This is a genomic window from Pseudomonas sp. DW-iso17 (genome assembly GCF_058725345.1).
Genome location: NZ_JBZXEA010000032.1, coordinates 241506 through 265995 on the forward strand (window position 1 = coordinate 241506; position 24490 = coordinate 265995).

Sequence of the window (24490 nt, forward strand, 5' to 3'; positions counted from 1 at the left end):
GGCCGGCAGCCGTCATGTTGATACACATCAAGGCCGGTGGCTGGTGGTCTGCGACGGGGTCGGTATAATCGGCGCCCTTTTGTGATCCTTTGCCCGTGAGCCCGATGAACCTGCCCGAAATCCATGAATTCCTCGGCTGCCGCACCCCCGATGCCTGGGTCCAGGCCGCGTTGGCCGATCAGGAAACCCTGCTGATCGACCACAAGAACTGCGAATTCAAAGCCGCCAGCACCGCCTTGAGCCTGATGGCCAAGTACTACGGCCACGTTGACCTGATCAACATGATGTCGCGCCTGGCCCGCGAAGAGTTGGTGCACCACGAGCAGGTCATGCGCCTGATGAAAAAGCGCAAGGTCGAACTGCGTCAACTGCACGCCGGCCGTTATGCCTCGGGTTTGCGCAAGGTGGTGCGCAGCCATGAGCCGGTCAAGCTGGTAGACACCCTGGTGGTGGGCGCCTTTATCGAAGCACGCAGTTGCGAGCGTTTCGAAGCGCTGGTGCCGCATTTGGACGAAGAACTCGGCAAGTTCTACTTCGGCTTGCTCAAAAGCGAGGCGCGGCACTTCCAGGGTTACTTGAAGCTGGCTTACCAGTACGGCGACGCCAAGGACATCGCCCAGGTGATCGACCGGGTGCGAGCCACCGAGCAAGACCTGATCGAATCACCCGACGTCGAGTTCCGCTTTCACAGTGGCGTGCCAGCCTGAGGCCACGGCCACACCGATCAACGCGGTGATCCCCGCCAGCAGCAGGATCACCGTTGGCGTGCCAAAGGGTGCTGCCAGCACGGCAATCATCAAGCCCGCCAAGGGCTGGGCCAGGTTGTTGAGCAAGGTCATCACACCGACTGTCTTGCCGAAGTCCTGCACCGGAATCACCCGTTGTCGGGTGCTGCGCAGGTACACGTTGAACATCTTGTCAAAGCCGGTCAGCAGCAGGAACCCCACCGCGTAGGCCCACACGCCGGGGCTGAGCGCTGTGATCAGCGCGCCGACGGTGATCATCGAGTACGACAACCCGCCCAGTACCTTCAGCTTCAGTGATGAATGCGCCAGGTAGAACAGAATCGCGATGGTCACCAGCGCCCCGGCGGCTTGCAGCAGGGCATAGGTGTCTTTGCCCGCTGCGTAGTGGCCGGTGACCATGGCAGCCGAGGTGGCCAGCGTCACGCCGACTATCAGGTTCACGCCGACCGCCAGGACGATGATGCGCTTCAACTCCACCCGGTTGAGGATGTGGCCAAAAGCGGTGCGCAGGGGTTGCAGCCAGTTACCCGGCTGTTGTTCATGGATGTGCAGGTCCACCGTGGTGTGGCGCTGCCAGATCAGCATCGCCAGGTCCGCCAGCACAAACAGCACGGCGACCCCCAGCACCACCCAAGGCCACGCCCAGACTTCCAGCATCAGCGCCGCCACCAATGGCCCGAGCACCAGCCCGCTCTGGTCGGCGATCTGCGAATAGGACAAGGTCTTGGCGTAGGTGTAATGCTCGAAGATATGCGGCATCACCACTTCCCGCGCCATGATGCCCTGGGTGGTCAACACGCCGCACAACGCGGACAGCATGACCAGCCACTCAATACCGTCGAACAGCCCATACAGCGCCATCGCCACCACGCAGGCCACGGCCCGATACACCTGGCTGATATGCAGGATACGCACCGGTGAAAACCTGTCGCACAATGCCCCGCACACCGGAAAAGCCAGGTAGCGCGGCAGTGACTCGACAAAAAACGCCAGCCCCGCCCACGACACGCTTTGAGTGGTCTGGAATACGATCAGGGGCACGATAAACAGCAAAACCTGGTCGGCCAGCCGTGAAAGGAACAGCGAAATGAAGAACGCCAGGTAATCCTTGCGCATAGAACTCCCTGTCAATGGCGTTAAAAAGTGCAGGCTATTTGTTAAAAACTCTTAAAAGCATGAAGCTTCGTCGCTGTGGACTGGTCAGCCACCTCTGTCGGCCAGCTTGCCACCTATAATGGCCCCATTTCAATCCGCGCATCCACACTGAGAACTTATGGAAAACCTGGGTCTGGGCAAGGTCTTGCTCGTTGAGGACGATGAAAAGCTGGCAGGGCTGGTCTCGCATTTTCTGTCGCAGCATGGTTTCGAGGTACGGGTGGTGTACCGGGGTGATGAAGCCTTGGCGGCGTTCCTGGATTTCAAGCCGAAGATCGTCGTACTCGATCTGATGCTGCCGGGTCAGAGCGGGCTGCATGTCTGCCGCGAGATTCGCAACGTGTCGGACACGCCCATCGTGATCCTCACCGCCAAGGAAGATGACCTGGACCATATCCTTGGCCTTGAGTCCGGTGCTGACGACTACGTGATCAAGCCGATCAAACCGCCGGTGTTGTTGGCGCGCCTGCGTGCGCTGCAGCGCCGTCAAGTGCCCGAGCCCACCGTGCGCGGTGCCCTGGAATTTGGCCGCTTGTCGATTGATCGCAGTTGCCGGGTGGTCCGCCTGGGCGGCGAGACCATTGACCTCACCACCATGGAATTCGAGTTGCTGTGGTTGCTGGCCAGCAGCGCGGGCAAGATTCTCTCTCGCGACGACATCCTCAACCGCATGCGCGGCATCGCTTTTGACGGCCTGAACCGCAGCGTAGACGTGTACATCAGCAAACTGCGCGGCAAGCTCAATGACAACCCCCGCGAGCCGGTGTGCATCAAGACCATCTGGGGCAAGGGCTACCTGTTCAATCCGTTCGCGTGGGAGGTGTAGATGCTGCGCTTGTATCTGCGCCTCTATCTGATTCTCGCGCTCGGTCTGGCCGGGTCGATCTGGTTGGTCAACTACGGCCTGGACGCCTACATGCCCGAGTCCAACGAAACCTATAACCGTGAAGCCCTGCGCGGCCCGGCCTGGGCCCTGGTGGAGCAACTGCGCCCCGTGCAGGCAGAGGCACGCCAGGCACGCCTGGACGAGCTGCAACCGCATTACGGCTTGCGGCTCAAATTGGTGCAGCGCGACACCCAGGATTTGAGCGAACGGGAACAGAAACTCCTGGCGGCTGACCAGGTGGTGGTGCGCGAAGACTTCATGAAATTTCTCGCGCCTATCGACGACGGCCCGCAACTGCTCGAAATCAGATTGCCGGAAGAACCCAAGTGGTTATACCTGTGGGCCTATGGCTTCCTGGGCGTGAGCCTGGCCATCGTCCTGTATTTCTGGGTGCGTCCACACTGGCGCGACCTGGAGCACATCCGCCTGGCAGCGCAACGTTTCGGTGACAATGACCTGGGCTCGCGCATCTTGCTGCCGAGTCGCTCCACCGTGCGCTCGCTGGCCGGGCACTTCAACCAGATGGCCGAGCGCATCGAAGGTTTGATCGCCAACCAGCGCGAACTCACCAACGCGGTCTCCCACGAATTGCGCACGCCGATTGCGCGGCTGTCATTCGAGCTGGACCAGCTCAGGCAGCAGAGTGACCCACGGCAAAGCCGAGCGTTGATCAACGACATGTACGCCGACCTCGGTGAACTGGAAGAAATGGTCTCCGAGCTGTTGACCTATGCCAGCCTTGAGCCAGGCGCTACCCAGGTCACCCGCGAGCAAATCGAGGCCCACAGTTGGCTCGACAGTGTGATCGGCAGCGTGGCCCTGGAGGCCGAAGCAGAAGGGGTGCAGTTGTCGTTGCGCACCTGCGAGGTGGACGTTATCCAGATCGAGCCACGCTTTATGGCGCGGGCCGTGATCAACCTGCTGCGCAACGCGATTCGTTATGCCGATCGTCGCGTGGAAGTGTCGCTGGTCAAGTTTGGCAGCGGTTACGAAGTGCGGGTCAACGACGATGGGCCGGGGGTACCGCTGGAGGGTCGCACCAAGATATTCGAACCCTTCCTGCGCCTTGACGCCAGCCGCGACCGCCGCACAGGCGGATTTGGCCTGGGCCTGGCGCTGGTCAAGCGTGTCAGCCAGTGGCATGGCGGGCAGGTGGAAGTGCAGGATTCGGAGTGGGGCGGGGCGTCGTTTCGAATGACGTGGGCCTATGCAGAGTAAGGCGGCTTGCCCCATGCCATCCTGTAGGAGCGAGCTTGCTCGCGAAGAACCTCAACGATAACGCGTGTTTTCTGGATAAACGCGGCGCCTGCGAGTTTTTCGCGAGCAAGCTCGCTCCTACAGAGGGCAAGTCAGATCAGAAGGTGTACTGCAGCTCCCCCAACACCGACGCCTGCAGCCGCTGCTCCACAATCGGGCTCTTGCCTGCTTCATTCGCCAGGTATTGCACATCGAGCAAGGTCGAGAACTGCGTGTGTTCGTTGATCGGCACGCTCCATGAGAGGTTCATGCCATTGCTGATATTGCCGGCACTTGCCTTGTATTCCTTGAAGCGGCTGCGGGTGGCCTGGTCGGCAGTCACGCCGTACCAGGTTTGCAGGTAGTTGCGGTCACCGAAGTGGCTGTTGATGGCGGCATCGACGGAGCCGTAGCGGCCTTCATAGAGATGGGTACCCAGGCTCAACTCCAGGTGGGTAAAAGCCTTGCCGGTTTCCTTGTGTTTATCTTCTTCAAGCGCATGTTCCAGGGTGGCGCCGATGATCACACCGCCGAGGTTGTAGGCGGTACTTACCCCCAATTGCGGACGTGACTTGATCTCGCCCATGCCTTTGAGGCGTTTGGAGCCGGCATGCATGCTTTCATTTTTATCCTTGCGCGAATCGCTTGCGCCAACGTATGCGCTGAAGCTCAGGGCATTGCCTTCGTAACCCCAGCCCAAGCCCGTATCAGTGTCGAGGAAGACGCCCCAGGGGCTGATGATTTTGCCGCCGAGCACAGGCGCCGTCATACGTTCGTCGCTGCCACTGTAGCGGGGTGCGTTGGCCATGCCGGCCTTGAGGCTGTATTGCCAGTCTTCGGCAAGCGCCGTATCGGCGGCGGCGAGCAGGCACAGTGAGGTCAATGACAGGCACAGGTTTTTTGAGTGCATCAGGGTGTTTTCCTGGTTAGAGGTTCAAGGGTGTGTGGGGTGAATGGGTGCGTTTGAACGAGTAGCCCGAAGCACTCAGGCCGTTGACCTGGCGGCTGACGGTATCGCCCAGGCCGTAGCCGTTGCCGGCCAGCACCGCATGGGCGTTGTCGATGGGCAGCAGGATGTAGTCGGTCAGCGGCTCGCCGTTTAATTGGCCGCGAATCACCAGGAAACCGTCCTCCTGGCGCACGCTGATGCCACTCAATGGCGCGTCGGGTTCATGGCTGCTGAGCACCTGGTAGGTGCCGACCGTGTTGGCCCACGCGGCGGACAAGGGCGGCGGCTCGATGCGCTCGCCGATGGCAATGCGTTGGCCGTGGCTGCGGGCGGTGAGCATTTGGCGGCCTTGTACCGTGAGCACATCCAGCTGCACGCGGCCCAACTCGCCGAGGTCCTTGCGCCAGAACCCCAGTATCTTTTTCTGCGCCCGCAGCCAGCCTTGCTCATCACGCAATAGCTGGAAATCGTAGCCGGCCAGTTCACCGCTCAAACGGGCATGCTCATCCCTGATGCGGAACACGCCCCAGGCGGTCGCGTAGAAGCCGGCCAGGCGCTTGCGATCCACCGCCGCCGGTACATGGCGCAGCTTGAGGCCGTGGCTGGGGGCCTGGCAGTCGTCGGCGCATACGGGCTTGCCGGTCTGAGCCTGGAGCATCAGGCGCAGGCTGTCGGTGGTCAGCGACACCACCATGTCTTCGGCGTTGCTGTCGTTGGCCATGATGACCACGGCCAGTTGCTGATCCGGCAGCAGGGTCAACTGGGCCACGAAGTCGTCGCCGCCACCGCTGTGCTGGTAGGTGCGCACACCGGGGCCGATGGGCTCGTCACCACAGGGCGCCAAGAACCAGCCCAAGCCCATCTGGCAGTCGAAATCCAAGGCGTTGCCGGTGTTTTGCTGGGTAAACATGGCATCGATAGAAGCGCTGCCGAGGATCTGACTGCCCTTGTAGGTGCCCTTGGCAAACAGCATGCGCACGTAGCGGCTGAGGTCTTTGGGGCTGGTCCACAGGCCACCGGCGGCGAGGTCACGCACCTGGGGGTCGGTGCTGGCCTTGCCATCCTCGTAGCCGTGGGCGCGATAGCTCATTTGCGCACCGGTACCCAGGAAACTGGACTGGTTCATTCGCAAGGGTGTGAGCAGGCTGCTTTGTAACTGGGCTTCGAAGCTTTTGCCGCTGCTACGCTCAATGGCGGCGCCCACCAAGGCATAGCCAAGGTTGGAATACGCCACCTGGGAGCCCGGTAGGCTGCTCAGCCACACACCCGACACACGCATCGGCATTTGCCCCATGGCATAGGTGCTGCGCAGGTCGCGCAGGTGCTCGCTGGGCAAACCGGATTGATGGCTGAGCAAGCGCCGCAAGGTGATCGCTCGATCCGCCTCGGCCTGGTCGCTGTGAAAGCGGGAGCGTACGTAGAACTCACGCAGGGTCTGCTGGATCGGCGCATCCAGCGCCAGGTGTTGCTGCTCCACCAGTTGCAGCGCCGCCGTGGCGGTCAGCAGCTTGGAGATGCCACCGGCGCGAAACGCGGTATTGGGCGTGACCGGCACCCCCAGGTCTTTGTCAGCCAGGCCAAAGCCGCGGGCCCAGATCAGCTCCTGGCCATTGACCAGGGCAATCGACAATCCCGCCACATTGTCCCGCGCCATCTCCTGGGGAATGCGGGTTTGCAGGTAGCGGATGATTGCGCCGTAATCACCTTTTTGAATCGGCGGCGGGGCAGGCGGTTGCGAGTGGCAACCGATACTGCCCAACAGGCAACCCAATAGCGGAATACCGCGCAGTCTGCGAAACATCAAGAGCACCCGAATGATGATTTGGATGCTGGAATGCTAGGGCGGCGGGTGCTGAGAATCTTTGAGTGCTTTGTCGGGAAACTGTCAAAGACTGTTAACGGCCGCTTATAAAAACATCAGGATTTGCCCAGGGGGGCAGGCATCAACGTGGCGATCAGGGCGCGTATGGTCCCCGGCAGCGCTTCCAGCTCGCGTACCAGGATGCTGCGCTCGCGAATCGCCCAGGGCTCGTCCAGTTTCACCGTCACCAGCTGCATGATGCGGCTGTGACGCAGGGCGGCGGACTCTGGAATGATGCCAATGCCCACGCCGGCCTCGACCATCCGGCAGATCGCCTCGAAGCTCGAGACCTGGATACGCAGCGACAATTGCTTGCCCAGACGCTCGACGTGTTCACGCAGGAAACTCAACAGCGTGCTGCCTTCATGCAGGCCGATATGCTGATACGCCAGGGTCTGCTCGAGGGTGACCGAAGGCAGTTCGGCCAAGGCATGCCCGACGGGCACCATCAGCACCAGTTCATCGGTGCTGAAATGCAACACTTGCAGGCCGGAGGCTTCCACGGGGCCGGCGATGATACCCATGTCACTGGTGCCATCGAGCACCCCGCGCACGATGTCTCGTGACAGGCGTTCCTGCAGGTCGACGGTGACGCCCGGGCGCTGTGACAGAAAGCCTGCCAGGACTTCCGGCAAAAACTCGGTGACCGCCGTGGTGTTGGCGAAGATACGGATATGCCCGGCCGAATCCACGCCGTATTGGGTGAACTCGCTTTTGAGGTAATCCACCTGGCGCATGATCAACCGCGCATGGTGTAACAGGCGCTCGCCTGCCGGAGTGATTTCCACGCCCCGGCTGTCGCGGTACAACAGGCGCGTGTCGAGCTGTCCTTCCAGGGCCTTGATCCGCGCACTGGCGGCAGCCGGCGACAGGAAGGCGCGCTTGGCACCCTGAGTGAGGCTGGGGGATTCGGCGATATGGATAAACAGGCGCAGGTCGGCGAGATCGAAGTGCATGCAAAACTCCCGGACAACAGGTTTCCTGTGGGAGCGGGCTTGCTGTGGCGAGGGAGCTTGCTCCCGCTCGACAGCGCAGCTGGAGCCGGCTTTTTTGGGGGCGCTACGCACCCCAGCGCAAGCAAGCTTGCTCGCCACAGCAAGCCAGCTCCCACATTGGTTCACGGTGTGGCTGTAAGCGTTCAGCATAACCGAACGCTGGTTTATTGAAATGCAAATTCTCAGAACGGGCTGGCCCTTGCATGATCCTCGGCAGACACCCACTGCCTGAGGACCTGCACCCGATGAGCGCCACTGATTGGATCGGCCGAAGTGAGACCGCCTACGACCACCTGAGCCATAACCTGCTCAAGCGCATCGCCGCCACATTAGGTGAAGAGGTGCCTGCCGACGGCGACGCTGTGCCTGCGTTGTGGCAATGGTGCTTTTTCCAGGACCCGCTGCCGGAGGTGGCGTTGGGCAGCGACGGCCACCCGGCACGCGGCGGGTTTCTGCCGCCGGCCGATAACCGCAATCGCATGTGGGCCGGTGGGCGTCTTGAATTTCTGCACCCACTGCGGGCTGGCGAGGCGGCTACGCGCGTGTCGACCATCACCCAGGTCGAAGAAAAGACCGGGCGCACCGGCTCACTGCTATTTGTCACCGTGCGTCATGACTACTCCCAGGAAGGGCGCCTGGCCATCCGCGAGGAGCAGGACATCGTCTACCGCGAACCCACGCCACCCAAGCCTGGCAGCGGCGACGCGCTGGCCCGGGCCGAATGGACAGAGGCCGTCGAGCCGACGCCGACCCTGTTGTTCCGCTACAGCGCCGTCACGTTCAACGGCCACCGCATCCACTACGACTACCCCTATGTCACCGGCACCGAAGGCTATGCCGGCCTGGTGGTGCATGGCCCGCTGATCGCCACCTTGAACCTGCGTGCGTTCTGCCGAGCGCACCCTGAGGCGACCTTGCGCCGCTTTGCCTATCGCGGCGTGCGCCCACTGATTGCGCCACAGCCTTTTCAGGTCGGCGGGCGCATCACCGCCACCGGCGTCGCAGAACTCTGGGCTGGCGACACTGAAGGCCTGGCGCAGACCGCCCAAGTGCATTTCGAATAACCCGATAACAACAGGCGGAGAGCCGTAAATGAATGCCCATGACAACGAAGAACTCAATGCGATCCGCGACGGCGTGCGCGCCTTGTGCGCCGAGTTCGATGCCGCTTACTGGCGCAAGATCGATGAAGAAAAAGGCTTCCCCGAAGCCTTCGTCAAGGCCCTGACCGACGCCGGTTGGCTGTCGGCAATGATCCCCGAGGAATACGGCGGTTCCGGCCTGGGCCTGGCCGAAGCCTCGGTGATCCTTGAGGAAGTCAACCGCTGCGGCGGCAACTCGGGCACCGTGCACGGCCAGATGTACAACATGTTCACCCTGCTGCGTCATGGCAGCGAGGCGCAAAAACGCTACTACCTGCCCAAGCTGGCCAGCGGTGAATTGCGCTTGCAGTCGATGGCCGTCACCGAACCCACTACCGGCACCGACACCACCAAGATCATGACCACGGCGATCAAGCGCGGCGACAAGTACGTGATCAACGGCCAGAAAGTCTGGATCTCACGGGTACAGCATTCCGACCTGATGATTCTGCTGGCACGCACCACGTCCTTGGCCGACGTAAAGAAAAAATCCGAAGGCATGTCGATCTTCCTGGTGGACCTGCGCCAGGCCATCGGTAACGGCCTGACCGTGCAGCCCATCGCCAATATGGTCAACCATGAGACCAACGAGCTGTTCTTCGACAACCTGGAGCTGCCCCTGGACAGCCTGATTGGCGAGGAGGGCAAGGGCTTCAAATACATCCTTGATGGCCTGAATGCCGAGCGCACGCTGATTGCCGCCGAGTGCATCGGTGACGGCCGCTGGTTCATCGAAAAGGCCAGCGCCTATGCCCGCGACCGTGTGGTGTTTGGCCGGCCCATCGGGCAGAACCAGGGTGTGCAGTTCCCGATTGCCGAGGCGCATATCGAGATCGAAGCGGCCGACCTGATGCGCTGGCGTGCCTGTGAGGAATACGACAGCGGCAAGAACGCCGGGGCCAGTGCCAACATGGCCAAGTACCTGGCGGCCAAGGCGTCCTGGGAAGCGGCCAATGCCTGCCTGCAAACCCACGGCGGCTTCGGCTTTGCCTGCGAGTACGACGTGGAGCGCAAATTCCGCGAGACCCGCCTGTACCAGGTGGCGCCGATCTCCACCAACCTGATCCTGTCCTACGTGGCCGAGCATTTGCTCGAACTGCCACGCAGCTTCTGAGGGCCTGAGCATGAGCCCTACCCAAGCCCTTTGCCGGTTCCTGGCCGAGCTGACGTACTCACAATTGCCCGAGCCCGTGCTGGCGCGCACCGAAGAACTGTACCTGGATTGGCTCGCATCCGCCTTGGCCAGCCAAGGCGCGCACCCGATCCCCCTGTTTGAACGCTACGCGCAGAAGATGGGCCCGAGCAGCGGCCCGGCCCAGGTGATCGTCAACGGCACCGGCACCAGCGCGTATTTTGCCGCACTGGTCAACGCCGCTTCCTCACATCTGGTGGAGCAGGATGACCTGCACAACAGCTCCGTGCTGCACCCGGCCACCGTGGTGTTTCCCGCTGCATTGGCGGCTGCCCAGGACCTCGGCAAGTCTGGCCGTGAGCTGTTGCTGGCTTCTGTAGCCGGCTATGAGGCGGGGATTCGCATCGGTGAGTTCATGGGCCGCTCCCACTACCGCATCTTCCACACCACGGCCACGGTCGGCACCCTGGCGGCGGCGGTCGCGGTGGGCAAGTTGCTCGACTTCAACGAAGAACAATTCATCAACCTGCTCGGCAGCGCCGGCACCCAGGCTGCCGGGCTGTGGGAGTTTCTGCGCGATGCCGCCGACTCCAAGCAACTGCACACGGCCAAGGCGGCGGCGGACGGCTTGCTGGCGGCTTACCTTACGGCCGATGGGCTGACCGGCGCGCGCAATATCCTTGAAGGTGAGCAAGGTTTGGCGGCCGGGATGTCCAGTGATGCCCAACCGGGCAAATTGTCTTCCGAGCTGGGCAGCCGTTGGGCGCTGGTGGAAACCTCGTTCAAATTCCACGCCTCCTGTCGCCACACCCATCCTGCTGCCGATGCGCTGCTGGACGTGATGCAGCGTGAAGGCCTGAGCGCTGCGCAGATCTCCCAGGTGCAAACCCACGTGCACCAAGGCGCCATTGACGTACTCGGCCGAGTGACGGTGCCGACCACCGTGCACCAGGCCAAATTTTCCATGGGCACGGTGCTTGGGCTGATCGCTGTGCATGGCAAAGCCGGTTTGCCTGAATTCCATGAGCTGGCGTTGACCGATCCTGCGGTCGCGGCGTTTCGCGACAAGGTCTGCATGAGCCTGGACCCCGAAGTCGACAACGCCTACCCGCAACGCTGGCTGGGCCGCGTTACCGTCACCACCACCGATGGCCGCACGCTGCACGGTGCCATTGATGAACCCAAGGGCGACCCGGGCAACACCCTGAGCCGTGCCGAGCTGGCGGACAAGTTCCAGCGCCTGGCCGACTTCAGCGGCGCCCGCACCCCGGCCCAGGCCAACCGCCTGATCGAGCAGGTGTGGAACCTGCGAACTACCGCGTCCATGGCCCATTGGCTTTGAGGGATTTGTCATGACTGAACAACGACCGCTGGACGGCATCACCGTCGTCAGCCTGGAACACGCGATTGCCGCGCCGTTCTGTACACGCCAACTGGCCGACCTCGGTGCCCGGGTCATCAAGGTAGAGCGCCCCGGCACCGGCGATTTCGCCCGTGGCTATGACGAGCGGGTGCGTGGCCTGGCGTCACATTTCGTCTGGACCAACCGCTCCAAGGAAAGCCTGACCCTGGACCTCAAGCAGGACGAGGCGGGCGCCATTCTGGATGCGCTGCTGGCCGATGCCGATGTGCTGGTGCAGAACCTTGCCCCCGGCGCGGCGGCGCGCATGGGCTTATCGTTCGAGGCGCTGCACGTACGTTTTCCACGCCTGATCGTCTGCGATATTTCCGGCTATGGCGAAGGCGGGCCCTACGAGAAAAAGAAAGCCTACGACCTGCTGATCCAGAGCGAAGGCGGCTTCCTCTCGGTGACCGGTGGCCCAGGTGAAGAGCAGATGGCCAAGGCCGGTTGCTCCATCGCGGATATCTCCGCCGGCATGTACGCCTACAGCGGCATTCTGTCGGCGCTGCTGCTACGCGGCAAAACCGGCCAGGGCAGCCGCATCGATGTAAGCATGCTCGAAAGCCTGGTGGAGTGGATGGGCTACCCGATGTATTACGCCTTCGACGGCGCGGCGCCGCCACCGCGTGCGGGTGCCGCGCATTCGACGATTTACCCCTACGGGCCGTTTCCCACCGGGGGCGGCGGCACCGTGATGCTTGGCTTGCAGAACGAGCGCGAATGGGCGGCGTTCTGCGACAAAGTGCTGCTCACCCCGGCGCTGGCCATGGACGAACGCTTCAGCGCCAATTTCAAGCGCTCGGCCAACCGCGAGGTGCTGCGCCAGATCATCGTGGAGCGCTTTGCCCAACTGGGCGTCGAGGCGGTGATCCAGCGCCTGGAAGACGCGCAAATTGCCAGCGCCCGGGTCAACGATATGCAAGGCGTGTGGGACCACCCGCAACTCAAGGCCCGCGACAGCTGGCGCGACGTCGACAGCCCGGCGGGGCCGTTGCCGTCGCTGCTGCCACCGGCCCGTAACGCCGCGTTTACCCCGCGCATGGACGGCGTGCCAGCGCTGGGGCAACACAGCCAAGGCATCCTCGATCAGCTGGGTTACTCCGTTGAGGCCATTAACCACCTGCGCGAGCGCGGCGTTATCTAATCAGGAATCAAGTGATGCCAAAGCCTTTAGTACGTTCTGCGCTGTTTGTGCCGGGCAGCCGCCCGGAGCGGTTTGCCAAGGCCCTGGCCAGCGGCGCCGACGCAGTGATTGTGGATTTTGAAGACGCGGTGGAAGAACCGCTCAAACGTCAGGCCCGGGATAATCTGGGAGCATTCCTGTGCGCCCATCCCGAGGCCCAGGTATGGGTGCGCATCAACGCGCCGCAACATGCCGAACATTTTGAGGACGTGGCCTTCTGCAAGGCCCATGCAAATGTCGCCGGGGTATTGCTGCCCAAGGTCGAAAGCGCGGCCCAGGTGGCTGTGGTGGCCGCTACCGGCAAGGCTATCTGGCCGATTATCGAAAGCGCACGCGGTTTGCTGGCACTGGCGCAGATTGCCCAGGCGCCCCAGGTAGAGCGCCTGTCGTTCGGTGGCTTGGACCTGGCGCTGGACCTGAACCTGAGCAGTCATTCCCGTGCCGCCGAATTGGCCCTCGACCAGGCGCGCCTGGCGTTGATCGTGCATTCGCGCGCGGCGGGCCTGGCGGCGCCGCTGGACGGCGTGCACCCGGCCATCGACGACCCCGAAGGCCTGCACCGCTCGATCCGGCACGCTTATGAAATGGGCTTTGCCGGGGCATTGTGCATTCACCCCAAGCAAGTCGCGGTGATCCATGCCGCGCTGGCGCCGAGCGCTGAAGAGCTGGCCTGGGCCAGGCGGGTGGTGGAGGCGGGTGCTGATGGGGCAGGGGCTTATCAGATTGATGGGCAGATGGTGGATGCGCCGGTACTGCTGCGCGCGCAACGGCTGCTGGCCGCGCAACTGTAACTGACAAAACCGGGAACGAAGTGTGGGAGCTGGCTTGCCTGCGATAGCGGCAGAACAGTCAATGTCTGTGTTGCCTGACACACCGCTATCGCAGGCAAGCCAGCTCCCACACTGGGCGCGTTCGGCCAGGCCGAACGCAGGTATCTAAAATTCGAAATTCTCGACACGCGTTACATCAGGCACCTTGCCTTAAACACAACAATAAGAAGGTGATTCCCATGCTCAAGCTTTCCCGGGCGCTGCTGTGCGCCGCCACCTTGTTTACCGCTGGCCTGGCCCAGGCGGCAGACCCGATTGTGATCAAGTTCGCCCACGTGGTGGCCGAAAACACCCCCAAAGGCCAGGGCGCGCTGCTGTTCAAAAAACTTGCTGAAGAGCGCCTGCCCGGCAAGGTCAAGGTTGAGGTGTACCCGAACTCGTCGCTGTTTGGCGATGGCAAGGAAATGGAAGCATTGCTGTTGGGTGACGTGCAAATGCTGGCGCCGTCCCTGGCCAAATTCGAGCACTACACCAAGCAAGTGCAGATCTACGACCTGCCGTTCCTGTTCAACGACCTGGCCGCCGTCGACCGTTTCCAGGCCGCTCAGGGCAAGCAACTGCTGACCTCGATGCAGGATAAGAACATCCTCGGCCTGGCCTATTGGCACAACGGCCTCAAGCAACTCTCCGCCAACAAGGCCCTGCATGAACCCAAGGACGCCCGTGGCCTGAAGTTCCGCGTGCAGGCCTCCAGTGTGCTCGAAGAACAGTTCAAGGCGATCCGCGCCAACCCGCGCAAGATGAGCTTTGCCGAGGTTTACCAGGGCCTGCAGACCGGTACCGTGAATGGCACCGAGAATACCTGGTCGAACTATGAAAGCCAGAAGGTCAATGAAGTGCAGAAGTACTTCACCGAGTCCAACCATGGCCTGATCGACTACATGGTGATCACCAACGCGAAGTTCTGGAATGGCCTGGCGCCGGATGTGCGCAGCACCCTGGAACAGATCATGGCCGAGGTCACCGTGGAGGTGAACAAGCAGGCCGAAGCGCTGAACCAGTCGGCCAAGCAGAAGATCGTCGACGCCAAGACCAGCGAAATCATCGAACTGACCCCCGAGCAACGTGCGCTGTGGCGCGAAGCCATGCGCCCGGTGTGGCAGAAGTTCGAAGGCGAGATTGGGGCTGACCTGATCAAGGCGGCGGACGCTTCCAACCAGTAAACCTCTGTGGGAGCGGGCTTGCCCGCGACTGATCGTTCCCACGCTCCGCGTGGTAATGCATCCCGTGACGCTCCGCGTCGCCTTACGCACGGCGTGATACAGGACGTGGAACGTCCGGGGCGGCATTACCACGCGGAGCGTGGGAACGATCTAGCAGGTTGACCTGGCTTTTTACCTATCTCTGCCACGCGAGGTTTTGCCATGCAAACGCTAAGGCGCGTCTGGGAGCACCTGGAGGAAGGCTTCATTGCTTTCCTGCTGGCCGCCATGACCCTGGTGACATTCGTCTACGTCATGCTCAACAACGTCTACACCCTGTTTTTTGCCCTGGCCGACAAATGGGCCTGGAGCAGCGCCTTCTTCAATGCCCTGGGCGACGGCACCATGGCCTGGGCCCAAGAGATGACCTGGAGTGTGGCGCTGACCAAGGCCATGTTCGGCTGGTTGATTTTCTTCGGCATTTCCTACGGGGTGCGCACCGCTGGCCACCTGGGCGTGGACGCGCTGGTGCGGCTGACCCGGCGCCCGGTGCAACGCCTGCTCGGCATGCTCGCCTGCCTGTGCTGCCTGGCCTATGCCGGGCTGTTCATGGTGGCCAGCTACAAGTGGGTGAGTGCGGTGATGACCGCGCATATCGGCGCCGAAGACCTCGACCAGTTCGGCATCGATGTCGGCGACATCGTGGTGATCGTGCCCATTGGCTTTGCCTTGGTCTTGATCCGCTACCTGGAAATTTTCTACCGCATCTTTACCCACCGCCAGGTCGGGTTGGGCCTGGCCGACGAGGCCGGCGAGGCCAGCAAGTTGGCCGGCAGCCATGAGGAGCGTCACTGATGGCCGTGCTCTGTCTGTTTCTCCTGTTGTTCGTGTTCATGTTTCTGGGCGTGCCAATTGCGATTGCCCTGGGGTTGTCCGGTGCGGTGTCGATCCTGATGTTCAGCCAGGACTCTGTGAGTTCCCTGGCGATCAAACTGTTTGAAACCAGCGACGCCTATACCTTTCTGGCGATTCCGTTTTTCCTGTTATCCGGCGCCTTCATGACCACCGGCGGCGTGGCCCAGCGGCTGATCGACTTTGCCAACGCCTGTGTCGGGCATATCCGCGGTGGCCTGGCGATTGCGGCGGTGCTGGCGTGCATGCTGTTTGCGGCGCTGTCCGGCTCATCACCGGCCACGGTGGCAGCGGTGGGCTCGATTGCCGTGGCGGGCATGGTGCGTTCCGGTTACCCCAAGGAGTTTGGGGCGGGCATCATCTGCAACGCCGGGACCTTGGGCATTCTGATTCCGCCGTCGATCGTGATGGTGGTGTATTCGGCGGCGACCGAAACCTCAGTAGGCAAATTGTTCATGGCCGGGGTGATTCCGGGCTTGCTGCTGGGCCTGATGTTGATGGTCGCGATCTACATCGTCGCCCGTATCAAGAAGCTGCCGGCGCAACCCCGGGCGACATTCCGTGAGTGGCTGAGTTGTGCACGCCGAGCGTTCTGGGGGCTGTTGCTGCTGGTGATCATCCTCGGCGGCATTTACAGCGGCATGTTCACCCCGACCGAAGCGGCGGCAGTGGCAGCCGTGTATTCAGCATTCGTCGCGCTGTTCGTCTACAAGGACATGAAGCTGCGCGACTGCCCCAAGGTGCTGCTGGAGTCGGGGCGCTTGTCGATCATGCTGATGTTCATCATCGCCAACGCCATGCTGTTTGCCCACGTGCTGACCACCGAACAGATCCCCCAGCAAATTACCGCGTGGGTAATCTCGGAAGGGCTGACGCCGATTGGCTTTTTGATCATGGTCAACGTGGTGCTGCTGATTGCCGGCAGCTTTATGGAGCCTTCGGCCATTGTGCTGATCCTGGCGCCGATCTTTTTCCCGATTGCGATGAAGCTCGGGATTGACCCGATTCATCTGGGGATTGTGATGGTGGTGAACATGGAAATCGGCCTGGTGCACCCGCCGGTGGGGCTGAACCTGTTCGTGACCTCGGCGGTGACGGGGCTGACTCTAGGGCAGACCATTCGCGCCGCGATGCCGTGGCTGATGATTCTGTTGGTGTTCCTGATCATGGTCACCTACCTGCCGTTCATTTCCCTCGCGCTGCCGCAGTGGCTGGGGATGTGAGGCCGCTAGACGGTGGGAGAGGGCAGCCCTCCCACCGCTGAGGGATGTCAAACCTTGAACTGACGCAAAAGCCCATCAAGCTGTTCACTCAAGCCACGCAACTGTGCACTCGCCACGCTCGATTGCTCCGCCGCCAGCGCGGTGCTGTGGGACAGCCCGGCCGCTTGGGTGACGTTCTGGTTGATGTCTTCCACTACGTGGGCCTGTTGCAGGGTGGCGCTGGCGATCGAGGCGTTCAGGCCGTTGAGGTTGTGCAGCGCCTGGCCGATGGCGGTGAGGCTTGCGCCCGCCTGGCCGGCTTGTTCGATGGTCAGTTGCGAGGCGCTGTGGCTGTCGCTGATGACCTTGACCGCCGCTTCGGAGTGGCCTTGCAGGCGCTCGATCATCACCTGGATCTCGGCGGTGGATTTCTGCGTGCGTTGGGCCAGCAGGCGCACCTCATCAGCGACCACCGCGAACCCACGGCCTTGCTCCCCGGCACGGGCGGCTTCGATGGCGGCGTTGAGGGCGAGCAGGTTGGTCTGGTCGGCGATGGAGCGGATCACCTCCAGTACCCCGCCGATCTGCGTGCTCTCGCTGGAGAGCGTGCGGATCACCTCCACGGCCTGGCTGATAGTGGTGGAGAGCTGGTCGATCTGCTGCAAGCTGCCGTCGATATTGACCTGGCCCTGTTGTGCCTGGGCCTGGGCATCGCGCATTTCGCTGGCGGCGTGCTCGGCATTCTTGGCCACGTCCTGCACGCCGTAGGTGACTTCGTTGATGGCGGTGGCCACCAGTTCCATCTGCTGGGACTGCTGCTGGCTGCGGTCGTGGGCCTGGCTGGCGTTGTGGCCCAGCTCGCTGGACGACTGGCCCAGGGCGTTTGCGCACACCTGCAACTGGCCGACCACCTGGCGCAGCTTGGCGGTGAAGCTATTGAAGTGCTGGGCCAGTTGCGTCAATTCGTCACGGCCGTGGGTATCGAGGCTGTGGGTCAGGTCACTTTCGCCACTGGCAATATTGCCCATGGCATTCACCGCGGCCTGCAACGGCTGCACGATGCTGCGGGCAATCAGCACCACCAGCACGGCCATCATCAGCGCAATGCCCAGGCCAATGGCCGAGGCTTTCCACACCTGGCCCCTGAATTCGGCCTGCACATCGTCCACGTAGACCCCGGAGCCGATAATCCAGCCCCAGGGTTCGAACAGTTGGATGTACGAGGTTTTCTCTACCGGCGCTTCGGCGCCGGGCTTCGGCCAGCGGTAGTTGACGATGCCGGCGCCCTTGGCCTTGGCCAGGCTCACGAATTCGTTGAACACGGCGAAACCGTCCGGGTCGCGAATCGCCGAAAGGTTCTGGCCGTCGAGCTTGGGGTTGGCCGCGTGCATGATCATCACGGGGGTGAGGTCGTTGATCCAGAAGTAGTCATCGTGGTCATAACGCAGCCCGCGCACCGCGCTCAGGGCCTGTTGTTGCGCGGCGTCGCGAGTCAGTACGCCGGTTTTTTCCAGGCTCTGGTAATAGCTGAGTACGCCACTGGCGGTCTGCACCACGTGCTGGGTCTGCTGGCGCTTGGCCTGGTAGAGGTCGCCGTGGATCTGGTTGAGCATTAACAGCCCCAAGGCCAGCAGCATCAACACGGCGACTATCAGGATCAGCCAAAGGCGGCGGCTGATCGACATGCTGCGCAAACTGTTCATCGTCCTGTCACTCCCTGCTCTTTATAATTGTGGTGCTGCTTCGAGATTTCCGGCGTGTCTGATAGGCTTTCGGCCCGGAATCGAAAAACCTGAGTACTGCCTGATTTTTCACGGAATTTTTGCAGACCGGCGTTGAGAATCAACTGCGGGCGCTTGTGTGCGCTCGTCGTCAGTGAACTTAAAAAAGACTAAGAGGCATGCCACGCGCATGACCTTTGGAGACAGCATGGATTTTTGGACCGCCATACAGGCATTGATTCTCGGCATCGTCGAGGGGCTTACGGAGTTCTTGCCGATCTCCAGCACTGGCCACCAGATCATCGTCGCCGACCTGATCAATTTTGGCGGCGAGCGTTTCGAAGCCTTCAACATCATCATCCAGCTGGGCGCGATCCTGGCGGTAGTCTGGGAGTTTCGGCGCAAGATCTTTGACGTGGTCATCGGCCTACCGACCCAGCCCAAGGCCCGGCGCTTTACCGTCAACCTGATCATCGCCGTGTTGCCGGCGGTGGTATTGGGGGTGATTTTTGCCGACCTGATCAAGCACTACCTGTTTAACCCGATCACTGTAGCGACTGCCCTGGTAGTGGGTGGCGTGATCATGTTGTGGGCCGAGCGCCGCCAACATGCAGTGCGGGCTGAAACCGTCGACGACATCACCTGGAAAGACGCCCTCAAGGTCGGCCTGGCCCAGTGCCTGGCGATGATCCCGGGCACTTCGCGCTCCGGTGCAACGATCATCGGCGGCCTGTTGTTCGGCCTGTCGCGCAAGACGGCCACCGAATTTTCATTCTTCCTGGCCATGCCGACAATGGTTGGGGCGGCGGTGTACTCGGGTTACAAGTACCGCGATCTGTTCCAGCCGGCGGATTTTCCAGTGTTCGCCATTGGTTTTGTCACCTCGTTCATCTTCGCGATGATTGCGGTCAAGGGCTTGCTCAAATTCATCGCCAGCCACAGCTACGCGGTGTTTGCCTGGTACCGGATTGCCTTTGGCCTGGTCATCCTGGCGACCTGGCAGTTCGGCTGGATCGACTGGACTGCGGTCAAGCCATGACTATCCAGCACCCACGCCTGAAGGCGCTGATCTTTGTACTGCTGTGTGCCGCGCCGCTGCTGGGCTCGGCCTTGCTGTGGTATCGCGGCGAAACGGCGATTCCGTTGATGGCCTACGGCGTGGTCAGTGTGGTGGCGTTCTTTCTTTATTGGAGCGACAAGCGCAAGGCGCAGACCGAAGGCTGGCGCACCCCGGAAAACATCCTGCATGCGGTGGAGCTGGCGGGCGGTTGGCCGGGGGCGTTGATTGCCCAGCAGGTGTTCCGGCACAAGACGCGCAAGGTGTCTTACCAGGTGCTGTTCTGGGTGATTGTGCTGTTGCACCAGGTGTTCTGGCTGGACCAGCTGTTTCTTGGCGGCACCTTGCTGTCAATCCTCTAGCCACAAGCCAATCTGTGTGCGCTTGGGCAGCTTGCTCACCACCAACTGGTGGGAGCGCTGCAACAAGCCACGCAGTTCCTCTGCGCCCAAAGGATAGGGCGTGTTCATGATGACCCACTGCGCCCTCGCCAGGTAAGGCGCCGGGTGAATGCCCGGGCGGTCGACGTGACCCAGGAACAGTTCTTTGTCGACCTTGAAGGCCAGCGACTCACCGCGCAGGTTCTGCAAGGCGAACATCTTGTTGCCAGCAACCGAGAACACCCGCACGCCGCCCCATTTATAGTCTTCCCGTGCGCCTGGCAGGCTCAGGCAAAAACGTGCGACTTGTTCTTCCGTCATGCTCATAACAGCCGATCTCCACAGCCTTTGAAGCCTTCTTCCAGGTAGTCGATCCAGGCCCGGATGGCCGGCAGCACGCCGCGCCGGTGCGGGTAGACCGCTTGCAGCCAGCCGCCTGGTAATGACCATTGCGGCAGCAGTTGCACCAGGCGGCCGCTGGCCAGTTCTTCTTCGCAGTACATCATTGGCAGCACCGTAAAACCCACGCCCATCATTGCGCTGGCCTTGCGCACGATAAAGTCTTCGATGCCCAGGCGCGCCTCCATCACTAGCTCGTGCATGTTGCCCTGAGGGTCGATGATGCGTTGGTGCACCATTCGGTCCGCCTCGAGTGCGCCAAGGATTGGCAACTGCTTGAGGTCTTCCAGGGTTTCGACCCGCCGCTCACGCATGAAAACGGGGCTGGCCACCAGCACGGTATGCGCCTGGCGCAGGCGTTTGGTGACCAGTAACGGGTCTTCGTCGCCCAGTTCGCGTACGCGCAGCGCTACATCAATGCCTTCGGCTACCAGGTCGACGCGGCGATTCACCAGGGTCATGTCCAACTGCACCAACGGGTGCGCGGCCAGAAAACCGGCTACCAGCTCTGGCAGAATTTGCTGGGCCAGCCCCACCGGGCAACTGACTCGCAGCCGCCCACGCGGCTCGCTGGACATGCTGGCTACGGCCTCGTCGGCCATTTCCGCCTCCAACAGCATGGCTTGGCAGTGGCGCAAGTAGCGCTCGCCCACGGCGGTGAGCGTCAGTTGCCGGGTGGTGCGTTGCAGCAGGCGTGCACCCAGGCGGTCTTCCAGCTCGGCAATGCGCCGCGACAGCCTGGATTTGGGAATCCCGAGTAGCCGGCCAGCCGCAGCAAAACCGCCGGCTTCGACGACTTTGGCGAAATAGTAGAGGTCGTTGAGGTCTTGCATGGTGGGCCTATCGTCCTGTCAGTGGGACAAACTATCGCATTTCAGGCGGCTTATCGACCATTGGTTTCATGCGTAGCATCACCACCATCTGATCGCCACTGTCGATCCCACCTCGGAGATCCATCATGAAACTCTTGCACATCGATTCCAGCATCCTCGGCGACAACTCGGCCTCCCGCCAGCTCAGCGCGGGTGTGGTCAAGGCATGGCAAGCCGCCCAACCGGGCGTGGAAGTGACTTACCGTGACCTCGCCAGCGAAGGCATCAACCATTTCTCCGGCGCTACCCTTGGCGCATTGGGCACTGCCGCTGAACTGCGTGATGCGGCGCAAAAGCACGAGGCTGAACTGAGTGCATCGTCCCTGGCTGAGTTCCTCGCCGCCGATGCCGTGGTAGTCGGTGCGCCGATGTACAATTTCACCATCCCCACCCAGTTGAAAGCCTGGATCGACCGCATCGCGGTAGCCGGCCAGACCTTCCGCTACACCGAAGCCGGCCCTGAAGGCCTGTGCGGCGACAAGAAAGTCATTATTGTTTCCACCGCCGGTGGCCTGCATGCCGACCAGGCCTCGGGCGCTGCCCACGAAGGCTACTTGAAGCTGCTGTTCGGTTTCCTGGGCATCACCGACATCGAGATCGTGCGCGCTGAAGGCCTGGCCTACGGTGACGAAGTGCGCAGCAAAGCCATGAGCGACGCCAACGTGCGCATCAACGAGCAACTGTTCGCCGCTGCGTAAGGCTTATGTAAATGTGCCCTGTCCTCGGTTTCATTCTGAAACCGAGCGCCTAAACTCTGTATTCTGATCGCCTGAACGCGAGCGGAGTACGGAGTTTTTTCGTTGTGGCCCAGGTTATGCAGACATCCATTCGATACCCTGGACTTTTTATTCGACAGGCCGGTTCTTATGCAGCAAAGGTGGACATCCCCATGATGCGTCTTTGTGCTGTTTTGGTTCTTTCGCTGTTGGGCGGCGTGGTTTCAGTGCACGCCGCACCGGCACCGCACCCCCATTGGAGTGTGGGGTTTCATCGCATGAGTGTGCTCGACCCGCTGGATTCGCAGCCGATGAAGGCCATCGCGTTTTACCCCTCCACCGATACCGAACGCACCACGCCGCTGGGCGCCTATCAGGTCGCGGCCAGTGAAGATGCCAAGGTTGCTATCGGCCGTTTTCCGATGCTGATGCTGTCCCACGGCAACACCGGCACGCCCCTGGCCCTGCACGACCTGGCTACGTCACTGGTGCGTAAGGGGTTCGTAGTGGTGGCGGTCCTGCATCCCGGCGACAACTATAAGGACCACAGCCGCCTGGGCACCGTGAGTAATCTGTATGGCCGGCCGATCCAGATATCCCAGGCGATCACCGCCACCCTGGCCGATCCGATGCTGTCGCCCTTTGTCGATGTCGATCAGATCGGCGTCATCGGTTATTCCGCCGGTGGCGAAACGGCATTGATCCTGGCGGGCGCCAAGCCGGATTTCGAACGCCTGCGCCGCTACTGCCAAGAGCGCCCCGAAGACCGCGACGCGTGCACCACCAAGGGCGAGTTGGTGGTCGATCGCGACGACTTGCAACCCCAGGCTGACCCGCGTATCCATGCTTTGATGCTGATGGCGCCGCTGAGCTTGATGTTCGGCCGCCACACTCTGGCGGATGTGCATGTGCCGGTGCTGCTCTACAGTGGCGATGGCGACCAGTTGGTGGCAGTGGACAAAAACGCCGCCGCCCTGGCGCGCAAACTGCCAGAGCCGCCGGACTTCAAGCTGTTGGCCGGGGCAGGGCACTTTGTATTCATGGCCCCGTGCGACAGTGATCAGCTGGCGACAATGCCAGGCATCTGCACCGATGCCGATGGTGTCGACCGTGAAGGGATTCACCGCGATATGGTCTCCGAGGCCGGGCGCTTTTTCAGTCGCACCCTCGGTGAGGCAACGCGTGCCGGCCTGCAGACGGCTGATCAGTAGGCGCGGCGCCTGAGCAGTACGGTCAGGCCGAGCGCGCTGACCGACAGCAACGCGGCGCAGAAGAATATCCAGCCGTAGCCAAGATTCAACGCCACGGCGCCCATCAACGGCCCGGCGATCGCCAGGGCCAGGTCGAAAAACACCGCATACGCACTCAGCCCCGCGCCGCGGCTGCTGTCCGGCACTTGCTTGATAGCTTCCACACCGAGCGCCGGGTAAACCAGCGATAAACCAAAACCGGTCAACCCGGCGCCGATCAAGGCCACGCCGGTAGACGGTGCCAGCCACAACAGCGTCAGGCCCAGGGTTTCAATGAGCATGCAGGCGATGGCGGCGGTGAACCCGCCAAACCGGCTGATGGCTGAGATAAACACCAGGCGCGAGAGAATAAAGCACACACCAAATACCGTCAGGCAATACGCCGCACCGGCCCAGCCACGACTCAGGTAATACAGGGTGATAAAGGTCGTCAGCGTGCCGTAGCCAATCGAGGCCAGGCACAGGCTGGCGCCGAACGGCGCGATACGTCCAAACACAGCCCAGAACGGCAGCCGTTCGCCGCGTACCACCGGCACCGAGGGTTTATTGCGGATCAGCACCAGGCCCAACGCCGCCAGCACCGCCAGGGCAAGGCCGAGGCTGGCGTAGCCATAATCAGCCACCATCACCACGCCAAGTGGCGCACCAATGGCAATGGCGCCATAGGAGGCGATGCCATTCCAGGAAATCGAGCGTGCGGTGTGTTCGGCGCCCACTGCGCCCATGCACCAACTGATGGTCCCCACGCCAATCAGGCCCTGGGCCACCCCGAGCAACAGGCGACCGGCGATCAGAATACCCAGGCTCAAGCTCGGCAGGCTGTCCAGCAGCGTGGCGATAAAGGTCAGCACACCGCTGATCAGAATACCGGCCAGGCCCAGCACGATCGCGCGTTTGGTGCCGACGTTATCCGACATTCGCCCGGCCATCGGGCGGCTGAGCAGCGTGGCGAGGTACTGCGAACCGATGGTCACCCCGGCCACCACGGCGCTGAAGCCCAGTTGCTCGTGCACATAGCCTGGAATCACCGCTATCGGCAGGCCGATGCAGATAAAGGCTATGAAGGTGTAGAACACGATGGAAACGATCTGCAGGGTGATCGACAGGGAGGAGGGGGCGGCAGGCATGAATACTCAATCGCTGGCGGTCGGTGAAGCATCATGGCATATCCCGCACGACTGTAGGAGCGAGGGGACGCCTACAAAGGCCCCTGGGGGAGCGCGCTTGCCCGCGAAGGTGGTGTGTCAGTCACTGAATCTGTAGCTGAACTACCGCTATCGCAGGCAAGCCAGCTCCCACACGGGTTATGTATTGCCTATAAA

The 24490-nt window shown here is 61.9% G+C and carries 23 protein-coding genes; 15 read left to right on the top strand and 8 right to left on the bottom strand.

From position 1 onward, the window contains the following. Window positions 1-104 precede the first annotated feature (104 nt). Entirely contained in the window at window positions 105-707 is a 603-nt protein-coding gene (locus tag AC4PS6_RS19265; protein WP_014718337.1) for a MiaE family protein, read from the top strand. Here AC4PS6_RS19265 and AC4PS6_RS19270 read toward each other — a convergent pair. Next, window positions 663-1862 carry an MFS transporter gene (locus AC4PS6_RS19270; protein WP_336826425.1) on the bottom strand — a complete coding sequence of 400 codons (1200 nt, stop codon included), beginning with the start codon at window positions 1860-1862 and terminating at the stop codon, window positions 663-665. The genes AC4PS6_RS19265 and AC4PS6_RS19270 overlap by 45 nt on opposite strands. 157 nt (window positions 1863-2019) lie before the next feature. Here AC4PS6_RS19270 and AC4PS6_RS19275 point away from each other — a divergent pair, with 157 nt between their 5' ends. Continuing rightward, complete coding sequence (locus AC4PS6_RS19275; RefSeq protein WP_014718339.1) at window positions 2020-2727, top strand: response regulator; 708 nt, start codon at window positions 2020-2022, stop codon at window positions 2725-2727. Next, window positions 2728-4005 (top strand): ATP-binding protein, encoded by a 1278-nt coding sequence (locus tag AC4PS6_RS19280; RefSeq protein ID WP_014718340.1) that lies wholly within the window; start codon window positions 2728-2730, stop codon window positions 4003-4005. 136 nt (window positions 4006-4141) lie between these two features. Here the strand turns inward: AC4PS6_RS19280 and AC4PS6_RS19285 are convergent, their stop codons facing one another. The 3 genes from AC4PS6_RS19285 to AC4PS6_RS19295 form a co-directional block, all read right to left on the bottom strand. Then, window positions 4142-4933 carry a MipA/OmpV family protein gene (locus AC4PS6_RS19285; RefSeq protein ID WP_069868452.1) on the bottom strand — a complete coding sequence of 264 codons (792 nt, stop codon included), beginning with the start codon at window positions 4931-4933 and terminating at the stop codon, window positions 4142-4144. 16 nt (window positions 4934-4949) lie between these two features. Continuing rightward, window positions 4950-6773: a serine hydrolase domain-containing protein gene (locus AC4PS6_RS19290; RefSeq protein WP_020301506.1), complete on the bottom strand. Its 1824-nt coding sequence runs from the start codon at window positions 6771-6773 to the stop codon at window positions 4950-4952. Between the two features lie 116 nt (window positions 6774-6889). Beyond that, window positions 6890-7789, bottom strand: coding sequence for a LysR family transcriptional regulator (locus AC4PS6_RS19295; RefSeq protein ID WP_492180920.1), 900 nt, complete (start codon window positions 7787-7789; stop codon window positions 6890-6892). A 284-nt stretch (window positions 7790-8073) separates the two neighbouring features. Here AC4PS6_RS19295 and AC4PS6_RS19300 point away from each other — a divergent pair, with 284 nt between their 5' ends. The 8 genes from AC4PS6_RS19300 to dctM all read left to right on the top strand — a co-directional run bounded on the left by AC4PS6_RS19300 (window position 8074) and on the right by dctM (window position 16794). Next, entirely contained in the window at window positions 8074-8892 is an 819-nt protein-coding gene (locus AC4PS6_RS19300) for an HTD2 family dehydratase (protein WP_336826431.1), read from the top strand. A 28-nt stretch (window positions 8893-8920) separates the two neighbouring features. After that, a complete protein-coding gene (locus tag AC4PS6_RS19305; protein WP_020301504.1) occupies window positions 8921-10084 on the top strand; it encodes an acyl-CoA dehydrogenase family protein in 1164 nt (387 codons plus the stop codon). Window positions 10085-10094: 10 nt separating this feature from the next. After that, a complete protein-coding gene (locus AC4PS6_RS19310; protein WP_019820158.1) occupies window positions 10095-11444 on the top strand; it encodes an MmgE/PrpD family protein in 1350 nt (449 codons plus the stop codon). A gap of 10 nt (window positions 11445-11454) precedes the next feature. Further along, on the top strand, window positions 11455-12648 hold the full coding sequence (locus tag AC4PS6_RS19315; protein ID WP_130174957.1) for a CaiB/BaiF CoA transferase family protein: 1194 nt from the start codon (window positions 11455-11457) through the stop codon (window positions 12646-12648). Window positions 12649-12662: 14 nt separating this feature from the next. Further along, a complete protein-coding gene (locus AC4PS6_RS19320) occupies window positions 12663-13478 on the top strand; it encodes an HpcH/HpaI aldolase/citrate lyase family protein (protein WP_014718348.1) in 816 nt (271 codons plus the stop codon). Between the two features lie 218 nt (window positions 13479-13696). Next, window positions 13697-14680: a C4-dicarboxylate TRAP substrate-binding protein DctP gene (gene dctP / locus AC4PS6_RS19325; RefSeq protein ID WP_014718349.1), complete on the top strand. Its 984-nt coding sequence runs from the start codon at window positions 13697-13699 to the stop codon at window positions 14678-14680. A 201-nt stretch (window positions 14681-14881) separates the two neighbouring features. Next, window positions 14882-15514, top strand: coding sequence for a TRAP transporter small permease (locus AC4PS6_RS19330; RefSeq protein ID WP_019820154.1), 633 nt, complete (start codon window positions 14882-14884; stop codon window positions 15512-15514). Continuing rightward, the gene (gene dctM / locus AC4PS6_RS19335; protein WP_014718351.1) at window positions 15514-16794 is read left to right on the top strand and encodes a C4-dicarboxylate TRAP transporter large permease protein DctM; all 1281 of its coding nucleotides are present in this window, start codon (window positions 15514-15516) and stop codon (window positions 16792-16794) included. Before AC4PS6_RS19330 ends, dctM begins: the two co-directional genes overlap by 1 nt. Window positions 16795-16841: 47 nt before the next feature. Here the strand turns inward: dctM and AC4PS6_RS19340 are convergent, their stop codons facing one another. Next, complete coding sequence (locus AC4PS6_RS19340; RefSeq protein WP_019820153.1) at window positions 16842-18476, bottom strand: methyl-accepting chemotaxis protein; 1635 nt, start codon at window positions 18474-18476, stop codon at window positions 16842-16844. Between the two features lie 226 nt (window positions 18477-18702). Here AC4PS6_RS19340 and AC4PS6_RS19345 point away from each other — a divergent pair, with 226 nt between their 5' ends. Continuing rightward, complete coding sequence (locus AC4PS6_RS19345; protein ID WP_014718352.1) at window positions 18703-19533, top strand: undecaprenyl-diphosphate phosphatase; 831 nt, start codon at window positions 18703-18705, stop codon at window positions 19531-19533. After that, window positions 19530-19913 carry a DUF1294 domain-containing protein gene (locus AC4PS6_RS19350; protein ID WP_014718353.1) on the top strand — a complete coding sequence of 128 codons (384 nt, stop codon included), beginning with the start codon at window positions 19530-19532 and terminating at the stop codon, window positions 19911-19913. The genes AC4PS6_RS19345 and AC4PS6_RS19350 overlap by 4 nt, the downstream gene beginning before the upstream one ends. Here AC4PS6_RS19350 and AC4PS6_RS19355 read toward each other — a convergent pair. Next, complete coding sequence (locus AC4PS6_RS19355) at window positions 19902-20258, bottom strand: MmcQ/YjbR family DNA-binding protein (protein WP_014718354.1); 357 nt, start codon at window positions 20256-20258, stop codon at window positions 19902-19904. The genes AC4PS6_RS19350 and AC4PS6_RS19355 overlap by 12 nt on opposite strands. After that, window positions 20255-21163, bottom strand: a complete 909-nt coding sequence (locus tag AC4PS6_RS19360; protein ID WP_014718355.1) for a LysR substrate-binding domain-containing protein — start codon at window positions 21161-21163, stop codon at window positions 20255-20257. Before AC4PS6_RS19360 ends, AC4PS6_RS19355 begins: the two co-directional genes overlap by 4 nt. A 125-nt stretch (window positions 21164-21288) precedes the next feature. Between AC4PS6_RS19360 and AC4PS6_RS19365 the strand changes: the two genes are divergently transcribed. Together AC4PS6_RS19365 and AC4PS6_RS19370 are read left to right on the top strand one after the other, a co-directional pair. Next, window positions 21289-21900, top strand: a complete 612-nt coding sequence (locus AC4PS6_RS19365) for an FMN-dependent NADH-azoreductase (protein ID WP_336826439.1) — start codon at window positions 21289-21291, stop codon at window positions 21898-21900. 191 nt (window positions 21901-22091) lie between these two features. Beyond that, window positions 22092-23129 carry an alpha/beta hydrolase gene (locus AC4PS6_RS19370; protein WP_122301297.1) on the top strand — a complete coding sequence of 346 codons (1038 nt, stop codon included), beginning with the start codon at window positions 22092-22094 and terminating at the stop codon, window positions 23127-23129. On the opposite strand, the gene AC4PS6_RS19375 is transcribed toward AC4PS6_RS19370, so the two are convergent. Continuing rightward, window positions 23123-24295, bottom strand: a complete 1173-nt coding sequence (locus AC4PS6_RS19375; protein ID WP_336826444.1) for an MFS transporter — start codon at window positions 24293-24295, stop codon at window positions 23123-23125. The genes AC4PS6_RS19370 and AC4PS6_RS19375 overlap by 7 nt on opposite strands. Between the last annotated feature and the right edge of the window lie 195 nt (window positions 24296-24490).

What these genes read in the sequence shown, in the direction of transcription:
- dctM (WP_014718351.1), top strand. Translation starts at nt 15,514, where the DNA reads ATGGCCGTGCTCTGTCTGTTTCTCCTGTTGTTCGTGTTCATGTTTCTG.
- AC4PS6_RS19375 (WP_336826444.1), bottom strand. Translation starts at nt 24,295, where the DNA reads ATGCCTGCCGCCCCCTCCTCCCTGTCGATCACCCTGCAGATCGTTTCC.
- AC4PS6_RS19345 (WP_014718352.1), top strand. Translation starts at nt 18,703, where the DNA reads ATGGATTTTTGGACCGCCATACAGGCATTGATTCTCGGCATCGTCGAG.
- AC4PS6_RS19275 (WP_014718339.1), top strand. Translation starts at nt 2,020, where the DNA reads ATGGAAAACCTGGGTCTGGGCAAGGTCTTGCTCGTTGAGGACGATGAA.
- dctP (WP_014718349.1), top strand. Translation starts at nt 13,697, where the DNA reads ATGCTCAAGCTTTCCCGGGCGCTGCTGTGCGCCGCCACCTTGTTTACC.
- AC4PS6_RS19315 (WP_130174957.1), top strand. Translation starts at nt 11,455, where the DNA reads ATGACTGAACAACGACCGCTGGACGGCATCACCGTCGTCAGCCTGGAA.
- AC4PS6_RS19360 (WP_014718355.1), bottom strand. Translation starts at nt 21,163, where the DNA reads ATGCAAGACCTCAACGACCTCTACTATTTCGCCAAAGTCGTCGAAGCC.
- AC4PS6_RS19340 (WP_019820153.1), bottom strand. Translation starts at nt 18,476, where the DNA reads ATGAACAGTTTGCGCAGCATGTCGATCAGCCGCCGCCTTTGGCTGATC.
- AC4PS6_RS19320 (WP_014718348.1), top strand. Translation starts at nt 12,663, where the DNA reads ATGCCAAAGCCTTTAGTACGTTCTGCGCTGTTTGTGCCGGGCAGCCGC.
- AC4PS6_RS19330 (WP_019820154.1), top strand. Translation starts at nt 14,882, where the DNA reads ATGCAAACGCTAAGGCGCGTCTGGGAGCACCTGGAGGAAGGCTTCATT.
- AC4PS6_RS19290 (WP_020301506.1), bottom strand. Translation starts at nt 6,773, where the DNA reads ATGTTTCGCAGACTGCGCGGTATTCCGCTATTGGGTTGCCTGTTGGGC.
- AC4PS6_RS19365 (WP_336826439.1), top strand. Translation starts at nt 21,289, where the DNA reads ATGAAACTCTTGCACATCGATTCCAGCATCCTCGGCGACAACTCGGCC.
- AC4PS6_RS19270 (WP_336826425.1), bottom strand. Translation starts at nt 1,862, where the DNA reads ATGCGCAAGGATTACCTGGCGTTCTTCATTTCGCTGTTCCTTTCACGG.
- AC4PS6_RS19295 (WP_492180920.1), bottom strand. Translation starts at nt 7,789, where the DNA reads ATGCACTTCGATCTCGCCGACCTGCGCCTGTTTATCCATATCGCCGAA.
- AC4PS6_RS19300 (WP_336826431.1), top strand. Translation starts at nt 8,074, where the DNA reads ATGAGCGCCACTGATTGGATCGGCCGAAGTGAGACCGCCTACGACCAC.
- AC4PS6_RS19355 (WP_014718354.1), bottom strand. Translation starts at nt 20,258, where the DNA reads ATGAGCATGACGGAAGAACAAGTCGCACGTTTTTGCCTGAGCCTGCCA.
- AC4PS6_RS19265 (WP_014718337.1), top strand. Translation starts at nt 105, where the DNA reads ATGAACCTGCCCGAAATCCATGAATTCCTCGGCTGCCGCACCCCCGAT.
- AC4PS6_RS19280 (WP_014718340.1), top strand. Translation starts at nt 2,728, where the DNA reads ATGCTGCGCTTGTATCTGCGCCTCTATCTGATTCTCGCGCTCGGTCTG.
- AC4PS6_RS19305 (WP_020301504.1), top strand. Translation starts at nt 8,921, where the DNA reads ATGAATGCCCATGACAACGAAGAACTCAATGCGATCCGCGACGGCGTG.
- AC4PS6_RS19370 (WP_122301297.1), top strand. Translation starts at nt 22,092, where the DNA reads ATGATGCGTCTTTGTGCTGTTTTGGTTCTTTCGCTGTTGGGCGGCGTG.
- AC4PS6_RS19350 (WP_014718353.1), top strand. Translation starts at nt 19,530, where the DNA reads ATGACTATCCAGCACCCACGCCTGAAGGCGCTGATCTTTGTACTGCTG.
- AC4PS6_RS19285 (WP_069868452.1), bottom strand. Translation starts at nt 4,933, where the DNA reads ATGCACTCAAAAAACCTGTGCCTGTCATTGACCTCACTGTGCCTGCTC.
- AC4PS6_RS19310 (WP_019820158.1), top strand. Translation starts at nt 10,095, where the DNA reads ATGAGCCCTACCCAAGCCCTTTGCCGGTTCCTGGCCGAGCTGACGTAC.